This is a genomic window from Xenorhabdus sp. PR6a, assembly GCF_028599065.1.
In the GTDB taxonomy this organism is placed as follows: Bacteria; Pseudomonadota; Gammaproteobacteria; order Enterobacterales; family Enterobacteriaceae; genus Xenorhabdus; species Xenorhabdus doucetiae.
The window spans coordinates 41,793-54,929 of the sequence record NZ_JAQRFJ010000009.1; the positions used below are offsets into that span (position 1 = coordinate 41,793).

Annotated in this window: 12 protein-coding genes; 8 read left to right on the forward strand and 4 right to left on the reverse strand. The window is 45.5% G+C overall.

Annotated elements, in window-relative coordinates; all coding sequences use genetic code 11:
* The first annotated feature begins 27 nt into the window (after window positions 1–27).
* The 4 genes from PSI15_RS04130 to ruvB all read left to right on the forward strand — a co-directional run bounded on the left by PSI15_RS04130 (window position 28) and on the right by ruvB (window position 3,197).
* Entirely contained in the window at window positions 28–771 is a 744-nt protein-coding gene (locus PSI15_RS04130; RefSeq protein WP_045970663.1) for a YebC/PmpR family DNA-binding transcriptional regulator, read from the forward strand.
* 130 nt (window positions 772–901) lie between these two features.
* Window positions 902–1,423 (forward strand): crossover junction endodeoxyribonuclease RuvC, encoded by a 522-nt coding sequence (gene ruvC, locus PSI15_RS04135; RefSeq protein WP_273582421.1) that lies wholly within the window; start codon window positions 902–904, stop codon window positions 1,421–1,423.
* Window positions 1,424–1,552: 129 nt separating this feature from the next.
* Entirely contained in the window at window positions 1,553–2,170 is a 618-nt protein-coding gene (gene ruvA, locus PSI15_RS04140) for a Holliday junction branch migration protein RuvA (protein ID WP_273582422.1), read from the forward strand.
* A gap of 16 nt (window positions 2,171–2,186) precedes the next feature.
* Window positions 2,187–3,197 carry a Holliday junction branch migration DNA helicase RuvB gene (gene ruvB, locus PSI15_RS04145; protein WP_273582423.1) on the forward strand — a complete coding sequence of 337 codons (1,011 nt, stop codon included), beginning with the start codon at window positions 2,187–2,189 and terminating at the stop codon, window positions 3,195–3,197.
* Between the two features lie 77 nt (window positions 3,198–3,274).
* Here the strand turns inward: ruvB and znuB are convergent, their stop codons facing one another.
* Together znuB and znuC are read right to left on the reverse strand one after the other, a co-directional pair.
* Window positions 3,275–4,060: a zinc ABC transporter permease subunit ZnuB gene (znuB, locus tag PSI15_RS04150; RefSeq protein ID WP_273582424.1), complete on the reverse strand. Its 786-nt coding sequence runs from the start codon at window positions 4,058–4,060 to the stop codon at window positions 3,275–3,277.
* On the reverse strand, window positions 4,057–4,818 hold the full coding sequence (gene znuC / locus PSI15_RS04155) for a zinc ABC transporter ATP-binding protein ZnuC (protein WP_273582425.1): 762 nt from the start codon (window positions 4,816–4,818) through the stop codon (window positions 4,057–4,059). The genes znuB and znuC overlap by 4 nt, the downstream gene beginning before the upstream one ends.
* A gap of 76 nt (window positions 4,819–4,894) precedes the next feature.
* On the opposite strand from znuC, the gene znuA reads away from it, so the two are divergent.
* The 3 genes from znuA (at window position 4,895) to lpxM (ending at window position 8,280) form a co-directional block, all read left to right on the forward strand.
* Entirely contained in the window at window positions 4,895–5,854 is a 960-nt protein-coding gene (znuA, locus tag PSI15_RS04160; RefSeq protein ID WP_273582426.1) for a zinc ABC transporter substrate-binding protein ZnuA, read from the forward strand.
* 20 nt (window positions 5,855–5,874) lie between these two features.
* A complete protein-coding gene (gene mepM / locus PSI15_RS04165) occupies window positions 5,875–7,188 on the forward strand; it encodes a murein DD-endopeptidase MepM (RefSeq protein ID WP_273582427.1) in 1,314 nt (437 codons plus the stop codon).
* Between the two features lie 123 nt (window positions 7,189–7,311).
* Window positions 7,312–8,280 (forward strand): lauroyl-Kdo(2)-lipid IV(A) myristoyltransferase, encoded by a 969-nt coding sequence (lpxM, locus tag PSI15_RS04170; RefSeq protein WP_273582428.1) that lies wholly within the window; start codon window positions 7,312–7,314, stop codon window positions 8,278–8,280.
* A gap of 57 nt (window positions 8,281–8,337) precedes the next feature.
* On the opposite strand, the gene pyk is transcribed toward lpxM, so the two are convergent.
* Entirely contained in the window at window positions 8,338–9,780 is a 1,443-nt protein-coding gene (gene pyk / locus PSI15_RS04175) for a pyruvate kinase (protein WP_273582429.1), read from the reverse strand.
* 221 nt (window positions 9,781–10,001) lie between these two features.
* Complete coding sequence (locus tag PSI15_RS04180; RefSeq protein ID WP_045970685.1) at window positions 10,002–10,850, reverse strand: MurR/RpiR family transcriptional regulator; 849 nt, start codon at window positions 10,848–10,850, stop codon at window positions 10,002–10,004.
* 342 nt (window positions 10,851–11,192) lie between these two features.
* Here PSI15_RS04180 and zwf point away from each other — a divergent pair, with 342 nt between their 5' ends.
* Window positions 11,193–12,668 carry a glucose-6-phosphate dehydrogenase gene (gene zwf, locus PSI15_RS04185; RefSeq protein ID WP_045970687.1) on the forward strand — a complete coding sequence of 492 codons (1,476 nt, stop codon included), beginning with the start codon at window positions 11,193–11,195 and terminating at the stop codon, window positions 12,666–12,668.
* The last annotated feature ends 469 nt before the right edge of the window (window positions 12,669–13,137 follow it).

Consider the following 13,137-nt stretch of genomic DNA (forward strand, 5'->3'; position numbering starts at 1 on the left):
ACAAGACGTTTTACCGGAGATATTTTCATGGCAGGTCATAGTAAATGGGCCAATACGAAACACCGCAAAGCTGCACAGGATGCAAAACGCGGTAAAATTTTCACTAAAATTATCCGTGAATTGGTCACGGCTGCGCGATTGGGCGGCGGTGATCCCGATTCTAACCCACGGTTGCGAGCTGCCGTCGATAAAGCGCTGTCCAACAACATGACACGTGATACCTTGAACCGCGCGATTGCCCGTGGGGTGGGTAACGACGATTCAGATAACATGGAAACCATCATTTATGAAGGCTACGGCCCCGGTGGTACGGCGGTGATGGTGGAGTGCCTGAGTGATAACCGTAACCGTACCGTTTCTGATGTTCGTCATGCGTTCACCAAAACCGGCGGTAACCTGGGAACTGATGGTTCTGTTTCTTACCTGTTCACCAAAAAAGGGGTTATTTCCTACGCACCGGGTTTGGATGAAGATGCGGTGATGGAAGCGGCGTTGGAAGCGGGTGCTGACGATGTTGAAACTTATGATGATGGCGCAATTGACGTCTATACTACTCCAGAGTCTTTCGGCGATGTGAAAGACGCACTGGATGCCGCCGGCTTCAAGGCCGATTCTGCGGAAGTTTCGATGATCCCATCTACCAAAGCGGAACTGGATGCAGAAACTGCGCCGAAATTACTTCGTCTGATTGACATGTTGGAAGATTCTGACGACGTGCAGGAAGTTTATCATAATGGTGAAATCTCTGATGAGGTTGCAGCACTGCTGTAATTAGGCATTAGGGGTCACAGCGTAGAGAAAGTGTTCCTCAATTCAGGGCACTTTCTCTAACGTTTTTATCCCATATCACAGACGAACCGATGTAAGCGAGATTTAACGAAATTTAAGCAAACAGTTCGATATGGCGATTATTCTTGGTATTGACCCTGGCTCCAGAGTCACGGGATATGGCGTTATTCGCCAGCATGGACGGCAACTTATCTATCTCGGTAGCGGTTGTATTCGCACAAAAGTCGATGATTTACCCAGTCGTTTGCAAAAGATTTATGCCGGAATTAGCGAAATTATTACCCAATTCCAGCCTGATGCGTTTGCCATCGAGCAGGTTTTCATGGCAAAAAATGCCGATTCTGCCTTGAAACTGGGTCAGGCGCGCGGTGTCGCGATTGTCGCGGCCTCTAACCAGTCTATTCCTGTCTTTGAATATGCCGCCCGTCAGGTTAAGCAGACTGTGGTCGGTACGGGAGCGGCCGAAAAAAGTCAGGTTCAGCATATGGTGCGTTCGATGTTGAAATTATCAGCAAATCCACAGGCTGATGCCGCCGATGCCTTGGCGATTGCGATTACGCATTGTCATCTCAGCCAAAATTTACTGCGGGTCGGTGATGCACGGTTAAATTTGACGCGAGGCCGTTTGAAATAGTCGAGGCTGGATATACGTCCAGCTTTTTTTATGCTATAAGCTAAATGATATTTCAACATCATAGATCACTTCCTGACGCCTTGCGCCGTGAGGCGTCAGGAAGTTTCATAATTTTTCAAGGGGTAAACAGTGATAGGGCGTCTGAGAGGAACTGTATTGGAAAAACAGCCACCATTGGTTTTATTGGAAACGAATGGCGTCGGTTATGAAGTTCATATGCCAATGACCTGCTTTTATGAACTGCCTGAAATTGGCCAAGAAGCGATCTTATTTACCCAGTTTATTGTGCGTGAAGATGCCCAGTTATTATACGGTTTTAATGATAAACAAGAGCGGGCACTTTTCCGCGAACTGATTAAAGTCAACGGGGTGGGGCCAAAATTAGCACTGGCCATCCTTTCGGGCATGTCTGCCCAACAATTCGTTACAGCCATAGAGCAAGAAGCCATCGTTTCACTGGTCAAATTGCCGGGTGTCGGCAAAAAAACGGCCGAAAGACTCGTCGTAGAGATGAAAGATCGCTTTAAGGGGCTTAATGGTGATCTGTTTAAGCAAAGTAGCGATATTAATTTACCTGTTGCCAGCAAACAAGCGAATTCGGCTGCTGATATTGAAGCCGAAGCCGCTGCCGCACTGGTTTCTCTCGGATATAAACCGCAGGAAGCCAGCCGGATGGTGAGCAAAATTGCAAAATCGGGTGCAGATTGTGAAACCCTTATTCGAGAAGCGCTTCGTGCGGCTCTGTAATCACAGGAGTTAAGTGATGATTGAAGCTGACCGTCTGGTTTCAGCAGAAGTTCTGCAAGATGATGAAGCCATTGATCGTGCGATTCGGCCGAAATTTCTGTCTGAATATGTTGGTCAACCCCATGTTTGTGAACAGATGGAAATTTTTATCCAGGCGGCACGTCAGCGTGGTGAAGCATTGGATCACTTGTTGATTTTTGGTCCTCCCGGATTAGGTAAAACTACACTGGCAAATATCGTTGCCAATGAAATGGGGGTTAATCTTCGTACCACATCGGGGCCGGTATTGGAAAAAGCAGGGGATCTTGCTGCCATGCTCACTAATCTGGAACCGCATGATGTGTTATTTATTGATGAAATCCACCGTTTATCGCCGGTAGTGGAGGAGATCCTCTATCCTGCAATGGAAGATTATCAACTGGATATCATGATTGGCGAAGGGCCAGCCGCCCGATCCATCAAGATTGACCTCCCACCATTTACGTTGATAGGGGCGACCACGCGCGCAGGCTCTTTAACTTCACCCCTGCGTGACCGCTTCGGTATCGTACAGCGCCTTGAATTTTACAATGTTGATGATTTGCAGAGCATCGTTTCCCGTAGTGCGCGCTATATGGGATTAGCTATTTCCGATGACGGGGCAAGACAAATCGCCATGCGTTCCCGTGGCACGCCCCGTATTACCAATCGGTTATTGCGTCGGGTGCGGGACTTTGCTCAGGTGAAAGGTGATGGTTCTGTTAACAGCCATATCGCATCCCAAGCCCTTGATATGCTGAATGTGGATTCTGCCGGATTTGATTTCCTTGATCGTAAGTTGCTGCTTGCCATTATTGATAAATTTATGGGTGGTCCCGTTGGATTGGATAACTTAGCCGCGGCGATTGGTGAAGAGCGAGAAACTATCGAAGATGTGCTGGAGCCTTTCCTGATCCAACAAGGATTTATTCAACGAACGCCACGAGGGCGAATTGCAACCCATCATGCTTATCGGCATTTTGGTTTGAGTAAGGACAGTGAATCATAGTCATTTGGCATAGAAAAGGGCTATAACTTATTTCAGTTATAACCCTTATTACTCATTGAATGCGGGGGCGATAAATATTAGCTCCTGGCCTTGCTGGTTAAACTCAATGCAAATAATACCGCCGAACAAAGCACAACAGAAGGCCCTGCCGGTGTGTTATAGAATGCCGATAATGTCAATCCTCCCGTCACAGAAAGCATACCGACAATAATGGCAAAAACGGCCATTTGCTCAGGGGTATGGGAGAAACGACGGGAAGTCGCGGCAGGGATAATCAGCAGGGAAGTGATAATTAACGCTCCGACGAATTTCATTGCCAGCCCAATTGTTAATGCTGTCACTAGCATCAGCAGAACACGCAGGCGTTGGATTTTTATGCCATCGACGAATGCCAAATCTTGGCTAACTGTCATTGATAACAGCGCGCGCCACTGCCATATCAGTAATCCGGCAACCATCGTGACACCCACCGCAATCAGCCACAAATCTTCATACGTCACAGACAATAAATCGCCAAATAAATAGGCCATCATATCGACCCTGACACTGGTCATAAAACTGACGACGACTAAGCCTAGTGACAGGGCACTGTGAGCCAAAATACCCAATAGGGTATCAACCGCTAATTGTGGCCGCTTTTCCAGCCAAACTAAAATAATGGCCAAGATGAGTGTCACCGCAATCACGGCATAAAATGGATTGATATTCAGTAAAAAACCAAATGCAACACCCAGCAGTGAGGCGTGTGCCAGAGTGTCACCAAAGTAGGACATTTTGCGCCAAACAACGAAAGAACCAAGTGGCCCTGCGGCAATGGCCAAAAAAATACCGGCCAGCCAGCCGGGAAACAATAATTCAATCATCGATGTGATCCCCTAACATTTTTCAAAACAATTTTCCCTTTAAGATCATGATGATGATTGTGATGGTGGCGGTAAACGGCCAGTTGCTCTGCACCATGACGCCCAAACATGGCAATAAATTCTGGATGCATTGACACGACTTCAGGTGTGCCAGAGCAGCAAATGTGTTGATTAAGGCATAAAACTTCGTCTGTTTTTGCCATCACTAAGTGCAGGTCATGGGATACCATAAGTACAGCACAATTAAGTTCTGTTCTGATTTGGTTGATTAAATCGTAAAGCGCCAATTGACCATTGACATCAACACCTTGTGTGGGTTCATCAAGGACTAAAAGCTGAGGGTGATTAAGTAAGGCTCTGGCGAGCAGCACTCGCTGAGTTTCTCCACCAGACAGCTTTTGCATCGGTTGCTCCAGTAAGTGAGCAGCGTTGACCCGATTTAATATCGGCATGATATCTGCGGGTTTCACATTGAGCTTTAGCATCATAAAACGCTTAACCGTCAGGGGCAGAGTCGGGTCAAGGTTAAGTTTCTGCGGAACATAACCAATTCTCAATGCAGGGCTTTGCTCGATAGTACCCGAAGTGGGTTGGACTAAACCAAGCACGACACGAACTAAAGTGGATTTCCCAGCGCCGTTTGGGCCGATCAGGGTCAGGATTTTCCCTTGTTTGAGATTGAATGAAATATTGTTTAGTACCTTCTTGCGGTTACCAAATTCAACCGTAATGTTTTTTAGGGTGATCATAGTTGACATGTTAAAAGTGTCTTGCAGAATCATTAAGATGTTATAATATAACATCACTCAGTTTTCTGCATGGAATATTCATATTATGTTACACAACTCACAGAAATACGCGCATAAATTTTTTCATAAGATCGCACTGGCTACTGTGTTGGTAGCAGGCAGCAATTGCGCGGCGCAGGCAGATGTCATTACCTCCATCCGTCCATTGGGTTTCATTGCCGCTGCCATTACTGATGGGGTAACAAAGACTCAGGTACTTCTGCCTGATGGCGCATCTCCACACGATTATGCGTTACGGCCTCTGGATGTACAAAAAATTAATCAAGCTGATTTGGTGGTCTGGGTTGGTCCAGATATGGAAACTTTTTTGGCTAAACCGATAGCCAAAATTGAAAGGAATAAACAACTGGCACTGGCTGAATTGTCAACAATTAAGCCATTCTTACTGAAGAATAATGATGACGGAAATAATTTAGAAGATGAATCATATCAGCATAAATATGAGGAAAATCAAGGGCATCATCATCACGGCGAATATAATATGCACATCTGGCTTTCTCCAGAGATTGCCAAAGAAGCCGCTAAGGCAATATATGCTCGGCTTGTTGAGCAGTATCCTCAACAAAAACAGCAATTAGAAGTAAACCTACGTAAATTCAATGGACAGTTAGCACAAACTGATAAGAATATTGCTAACGTTTTAAAGCCTATACGAAAACAGGGTTATTTCGTTTTTCATGATGCCTATGGTTATTTTGAAAAGCACTACCAATTAGCTCCGTTAGGGGGTTTCACGGTCAATCCTGAAATACAACCTGGTGCGCAGAGATTACACAACATACGAACACAACTGGTTGAGCAGAAAGCGAGATGTATTTTTGCTGAACCTCAATTCAGGCCAGCCGTTATTCATGCCGTAGCAAAAGGTACTGATGTACGTATCGGAATACTTGACCCTTTAGGGAGCGGCATCGTATTGGACAGAGATAGCTACATGGAATTTATCACTCAGCTGTCAAAACAATACGCGAGCTGCCTGAATTAGTACAATAAGGAATTTTATTAGTGCAGCAGATAGCGAAAACTATCGTTCTGGTATACAACAACCTGCCTAAACCACACAAGATCATGCTTGGATCTTTAACGCTAGTCACTTTGGCTATCGCAATATGGCGGCCTGTTGTCTACCATGAACAAGAACGGACTGGTAGCATTATTCTCAGTACTCCCGATAGTATTCCGGATGCAACGGATGATGTCGCTGGGGATGAGAACGAACAACTCCCCAATGAAGGCATTGGGGATGATGAGGGTAATTCTGCTGATACCGCAGCGAATGTGCCGCATCAGTATGTTGTTTCCAGCGGTGATACACTGAGTTCGATTTTAACTCAGTTCGGTATTGATTCCTCTGATGTCGCGTTGTTGGCAAACCAATATAAGGTATTGCGTAACTTAGGTATTGGTCAGTCATTATCTTGGACGACTGACGATAACGGTAACTTAAAAACGCTGACGTGGGATATATCACGCCGTGAAACACGTGTTTATACCCGCGAAGGGGATACGTTCAACGAAACACAAGAACTCCAGAAGGGAGAATGGAAAAACAGTGTTATCACCGGAACCGTCAATGGTAGTTTTAACAGCAGTGCCCTGATTGCTGGGTTAACCAGCAGTGAAGCCAGAGAAGTGACAAAAGCGCTGCAATGGCAGATAGATTTCCGCAAATTGCGTAAAGGTGATCGTTTTTCTGTGTTGATGTCCCGTGAACTGCTTGACGGGAAAAGTGAACAGAGCCAGTTGTTAGGCGTTCGCTTGCAAAGTGGCGGCAATGATTATTATGCCTTTCGTGCCAATGATGGACGTTTTTATGACAGCAATGCTTCCGGTTTGGAGCGTGGTTTCCTGCGTTTTCCTACGACTAAACAATTCAGAGTCTCCTCTTCTTTCAATCCACACCGCTTAAATCCGGTAACCGGCAGAATTACAGCCCACAAAGGGGTTGATTTTGCTATGCCGGTAGGAACACCGGTTCTGGCGGTGGGTGATGGTGAAATCGTTGTAGCTAAATTTGATGGTGCGGCGGGTAATTTCATCGCCATTCGGCACGGTCGGCAATATACCACGCGATACATGCACTTAAGGAAAATATTGGTAAAACCAGGCCAGAAAGTGAAACGGGGTGAACGTATTGCGCTGTCAGGGAGTACGGGGCGCTCAACAGGCCCACATCTGCACTTTGAATTCTGGGATAACCAGCGGCCGGTTAACCCGCTTACGGCAAAATTGCCGCGTTCTGGTGGGTTGGGTGGCAAAGAGCGTGCAGAATATGTCGCAATGGTTAAGGAGATGAAACCTCAATTGTTGCTAGATTAAATACACCAGCTTCAGATTATTGACAGACATAAAAGCGGATGATTGTTATCATCCGCTTTTATATTATTTTTTGTTGTAAACTTGCACCTTGAGAACAAATGTTGGAATCATCAGAGTTAGCTCATGAATAAAGAAAAAGATACAGATAGTAAATTGGGATATGTCCCTCGGTTTCATCGAGCTTATTTACATCCCCGTTATTGGGGGCTTTGGGCCGGCGTAGGTATATTGGCAGGATTATCCTATGTCCCTGCAAAATGGCGTGATCCATTTCTGGCTAAAATAGGCACTTGGGCGGGCAGAAAAGCAAAAAGTGCACGTCGTAGGGCGAAAATCAATTTAATTTACTGTTTTCCTGAGTTAACGGCACAACAACGCGAAACGCTGATTGATCGTATGTTTGCGACGGCGCTTCAATCATTTGTTATGCTGGCGGAGCTTTGCCTCAAGGGGGTGAAATCGACACTTGAACGTACCCAATGGCATGGTGAAGAGATTATTCAAACCTTAAAAGCACAAGGCAAGAATGTGATTTTTATGGTTCCACATGGCTGGTCGGTTGATATCCCTGCTATGTTGCTGATAGCACGCGGTCAAAAAGTGTCAGCTATGTTTCATCATCAGAGTAATCCTGTCGCTGATTACTTATGGAATAAAGCACGCCATCATTTTGGTGGCCGTTTGCATTCCCGTGACGCAGGAATTAAACCCTTTATCGCGTCAGTGCGTGAAGGTTTTTGGGGCTATTATTTACCCGATCAGGATCATGGTGAAGAACACAGCGAATTTGTCGATTTTTTTGCCACTTATAAAGCGACACTGCCTGCACTTGGGCGTTTAATGAAAGTTTGTCGCGCAGCCGTTGTTCCGTTATTTCCGGTTTATAACTGCCAGACTCATAAGTTGGATATTTATATCCGTCCGCCAATGGATGATATTGCAGGGCAGGATGATGCCTATATTGCGCGCCGCATGAATGAAGAATTAGAAGAATTGGTTAAACCTAACCCTGAACAATACACGTGGATCTTAAAATTGCTTAAGACGCGGAAAGAAGGGGATATTGAACCTTATAAAAGGAAAGATCTTTGATTATTACTCCTCGCAGCGCGAGGAGTAAGGCATTTTCATAATTTAAGGGTATCGCAATTACTCAACTTCAAGCACACGGCAGGTATTGGTACTGCCAATAGTGCCCATTTGGTCACCTTGAGTCACGAGTACGAGATCCCCAGAGATGAGATAGCCTTTATCGCGCAGGCGGTTCACGGCTTCGTTTGCCGCCGCGATCCCATCAGTATGTGAACTACAATAAACTGGCGTTACACCACGATAAAGGGCAGTGCGGTTTAAGGTTGATTCATGGCGAGACATCGAGAAGATAGGCAGGCCGGAACTAATACGGGACATCATGCGTGCGGTGCGGCCAGATTCAGTCATGGCAATAATCGCTTTGACGCCTTTCAGGTGGTTGGCAGCGTACATGGTGGACATTGAAATCGCTTCTTCAATGCTGTCAAATGTCATATCCAAGCGATGTTTGGAGATATTGACACTGGGCATTTTTTCCGCACCAAGACAGACTTGTGCCATAGCGGCAACGGTTTCCGCAGGATATTGACCTGCCGCCGTTTCGGCAGAAAGCATCACCGCATCAGTCCCATCCAGTACTGCGTTGGCGACATCCATCACTTCAGCACGGGTTGGCATTGGGTTGGTTATCATGGACTCCATCATTTGTGTGGCCGTAATCACGACACGATTCAGTTGGCGAGCACGGCGAATTAGTTTCTTCTGTACACCAACCAGTTCAGGATCACCGATTTCAACACCGAGATCACCGCGAGCGACCATAACAACATCGGACGCCAGAATGATTTCATCAATAATTTCGTCGCTGCTGACGGCTTCCGCCCGCTCAACTTTTGCGACGATTTGGGTTTCACAGCCTGCATCTCGTGCAAGGCGGCGGGCGTAATTCAAATCTTCACCTGAACGGGGGAAAGAAACAGCGAGATAATCAACACCAATTTTGGCGGCGGTCATGATATCTTCCTTATCTTTTACCGTCAGCGCCTCGGCTGATAATCCGCCACCCAGTTTATTGATGCCCTTATTATTGGAAAGGGGGCCGCCGACAGTCACTTCTGTGAAGACTTTCATACCCTGAACATCTAAAACCTTCAATTGGACGCGCCCATCATCCAGTAGCAGGATGTCACCGGCCGTTACATCTGAAGGCAGACCTTTATAGTCAATGCCGACTTTTTCTTTATCTCCTTCTCCTTTACCCAAATTGGCATCCAGCAGGAATTTATCCCCAACATTCAGGAAAATTTTTCCTTCCTTAAATGTGGATACACGTATTTTGGGGCCTTGAAGATCACCGAGGATAGCAACGTGGCAGCCTAAACGGGCAGCAATTTCGCGCACTCTATTCGCACGTTGGAGATGATCTTCCGCAGTACCATGAGAAAAATTAAGGCGGACGACGTTGGCTCCCGCTTTGATAACGTTTTCTAGATTGTTGTCACGATCTGTAGCCGGGCCAAGTGTAGTGACGATTTTTGTTCTTCTGAGCCGTCTGGACATGTATTACTCCGTTGACTTGTGAAGTATACCTTCCGTTTTTCAAGTTGCTTGCTGTAACTCAAAATCCATTGGGTATATGCGTTTTCGATTACCGTAATATAACCATTTAATTTATTGATTATTAACCCTGTACTGCGAATATGCAGATGGGGAAAGTCTACCTATGCTACCAGTCTGGGGAGTTGATAAATAGTGAACAAAAACACAGTCTATTTTCTGGTTTATTCATGCTTATCAAAGCGTGAATTACGCAACGCGTCTTTGACCCTCTTCAAATTATCCCTGAATTTTGCGCCTCGGCGCAGGGTAAAACCCGTTGCCAGCACGTCAATGATGGTTAATTGCGCAATTCTTGAGACCATCGGCATATAAATATCGGTATCTTCGGGAACATCCAGCAGAATGGAGAGCGTCGCTTCGTGTGCTAATGGAGAGCCTGTCGAAGTAATGGCGATCACGGTGGCATCATTTTCGCGAGCCAGTTTCGCAATTTCGACGAGGTTTTTTGTTCTTCCGGTATGGGAAATCAGGACGACAACATCGCCTTCGCTACTGTTAATGCAGCTCATTCGTTGCATTACAATATCGTCAAAGTAGGTCACTGGAATGTTGAAGCGAAAAAATTTGTTCATGGCATCATGGGCGACAGCGGCTGATGCCCCTAAACCGAAAAAAGAGAGTTTTCTGGCTTGGGTTAGCAGATCAACAGCCCGGTTAATTGCCGCAATATCCAGATTACCTTTGACCGTTTCCAAATTTGCCATCACGGATTCGAAAATTTTGTGTGTATAAGAGGTGACGCTGTCACTTTCTTCCACATTACGGTTTACATAAGGTGTGCCATTGGCGAGGCTCTGTGCCAGATGCAATTTAAAATCGGGAAACCCTTTGGTGTTGAGGCGGCGACAAAAGCGATTAACCGTCGGTTCACTCACATTCGCCATTTTAGCCAGAGTGGCAATACTTGAATGGATGGCAGTCTGTGGTGAAGCAAGGATGACCTGCGCCACCTTTTTCTCTGACTTACTCAAAACATCAAGACTATTTTGGAGCCGTTCCAGTGTGTTCATAAGACGAAGTTCAACCTCGGTTTTAACGATTTCATTAACAGGGGGAAATCTATGTCATTTTTATGAAAATATACTACTTGTCATTGAACGCTGGCAGTGGCAACAACCGGATAACCTGGGATTTTTCATCAAAATATGACAAGTGTCTAACTTTCAACTTAGTAAGATTACTTCTTAATCGTTGTAAATTTTCAGTTGATAGTCACTGCTCAGTGTAAATTATGACCATATCGTCAATGAATGCAAAATGGTAATCAGTATTTACTGCCTATAACCAAAAGAGTACATTACCTGCAAGTTCTGTAAAAAAATTACAATACCCCGTAATTGAGGAGATGCAACATGGCGGTGACGTCTACAGCTCAGGCTTGTAATTTGGTAATTTTTGGGGCGAAAGGAGACTTAGCACGCCGGAAATTAATGCCTTCCCTTTACCAGTTGGAAAAAGCAGGTTATATCCATCCGGATACCCGAATTATCGGTGTCGGCCGGGCTGACTGGGATAAAAAAGCCTATACCAAAGTCGTTGAGGAAGCGTTAGTTACATTTATGTCTGAGAAACTGGACTCAGAATTATGGAAGAAGCTGAGTTCACGTCTGGAATTTTGTAATTTGGACGTCAATGAAACGGAACATTTCACCGAATTGGCAAAAGTCCTTAATAAGGATAACTTGCCTGCTATTCACTATTTTGCCATGCCGCCAAGTACGTTTGGCTCAGTATGTCATGGGCTGGGTGCTGCGGGACTGAATACGGAACCCAACCGGGTTGTGATGGAAAAACCACTGGGAACCGATCTTGCTTCTTCCAAGGCGATTAATGATGAAGTTGCAAAGTATTTTAATGAGCGCCAAATTTACCGCATTGACCATTATTTGGGTAAAGAAACGGTATTGAACTTGTTGGCACTGCGTTTTGCCAACTCACTTTTCGTCAATAATTGGGATCACCGCACCATTGATCATGTGCAAATCACGGTTGCTGAAGAAGTGGGTATTGAAGGGCGTTGGGGTTATTTTGATCAGGCAGGGCAGATGCGCGACATGATCCAGAATCATCTTCTGCAAATCCTGACCATGATTGCCATGTCACCCCCGTCTGATCTGACAGCCGATCGCATTCGTGACGAAAAAGTGAAAGTATTGCGTTCATTGCGTCGAATTGATCAGACCAACGTCAGGGAAAAAACGGTTCGCGGGCAATATACCGCAGGTTTTGTGCATGGTAAGAAAGTGCCGGGTTATCTGGAAGAAGAGGGGGCGAATAAGGCCAGCAAAACGGAAACTTTTGTTTCGATCCGTGTCGATATTGATGACTGGCGTTGGTCAGGCGTGCCTTTTTACCTGAGAACCGGAAAGCGCTTGCCGGCTAAATGTTCTGAGGTGGTTGTCTATTTTAAAGAGCCTCCGCTGAATCTGTTTGCTGAATCCTACCAGCAGTTACCGCAGAATAAATTGACGATCCGTTTGCAGCCGGATGAAGGCATTGATATTGAAGTGCTGAATAAAGCGCCGGGACTGGAACATAAGCACCGTTTGCAAACAACCAAACTGGATCTGAGTTTCTCGGAAACATTTAATCAGACACATCTTGCTGATGCTTACGAAAGATTACTGTTGGAAGCGATGCGTGGCATTCAGGCTCTGTTTGTCCGCCGTGATGAAGTGGAAGAAGCGTGGAAGTGGGTTGATTCTATAATGGACGCATGGGCAGCAGATAATGAACCACCGAAGCCTTATCAAGCGGGGACTTGGGGACCCGTTGCTTCCATCGCGATGATCACGCGCGATGGCCGTTCATGGAATGAATTTGAGTAACGAACGGTATTTTCTACTATTATTATCTGGTTATCATCATCTGGCCGCGTTTTGCGGCCAGATCCCATCCAAGCACATAAAACAGGTCATTGAAAAAGTTACCTGTCAGTTGTGTTTATTGTTGGAATATGCTAAAAATAAAAGTAATCAATTCCATAATGAGGGTTCGTAGTATATCACACGGCGATTATGTGTGATGAAAGAATAAAATATTATGAATAGCGCCAAAAGCGTCAACATTCAGCATAGTAACAAAATTCAACGTTGTACCCATGTTTTTTTCCTCTCAACTATCTTATCCAGTGAGCACTACTGGTGCGGTGCCCTTTAGGGCCTTCTCCTACTAACCGGTTCTTCACCGGCAATTTTCGTTTGCCAAAATATTTCGCTAAAACGTCAGTTTAATTCTGATGCTGTGTAATTGCATTTGCTGCCGCTCTTGTTGGCATTTATAGCTAGGTATCTTGGC

Bases quoted from the DNA above. Each gene is read 5' to 3' on its own strand.
- PSI15_RS04130 (WP_045970663.1), top strand. From the start codon at position 28: ATGGCAGGTCATAGTAAATGGGCCAATACGAAACACCGCAAAGCTGCA.
- ruvC (WP_273582421.1), top strand. From the start codon at position 902: ATGGCGATTATTCTTGGTATTGACCCTGGCTCCAGAGTCACGGGATAT.
- ruvB (WP_273582423.1), top strand. From the start codon at position 2,187: ATGATTGAAGCTGACCGTCTGGTTTCAGCAGAAGTTCTGCAAGATGAT.
- znuB (WP_273582424.1), bottom strand. From the start codon at position 4,060: ATGATTGAATTATTGTTTCCCGGCTGGCTGGCCGGTATTTTTTTGGCC.
- znuC (WP_273582425.1), bottom strand. From the start codon at position 4,818: ATGTCAACTATGATCACCCTAAAAAACATTACGGTTGAATTTGGTAAC.
- znuA (WP_273582426.1), top strand. From the start codon at position 4,895: ATGTTACACAACTCACAGAAATACGCGCATAAATTTTTTCATAAGATC.
- lpxM (WP_273582428.1), top strand. From the start codon at position 7,312: ATGAATAAAGAAAAAGATACAGATAGTAAATTGGGATATGTCCCTCGG.
- pyk (WP_273582429.1), bottom strand. From the start codon at position 9,780: ATGTCCAGACGGCTCAGAAGAACAAAAATCGTCACTACACTTGGCCCG.
- PSI15_RS04180 (WP_045970685.1), bottom strand. From the start codon at position 10,850: ATGAACACACTGGAACGGCTCCAAAATAGTCTTGATGTTTTGAGTAAG.
- zwf (WP_045970687.1), top strand. From the start codon at position 11,193: ATGGCGGTGACGTCTACAGCTCAGGCTTGTAATTTGGTAATTTTTGGG.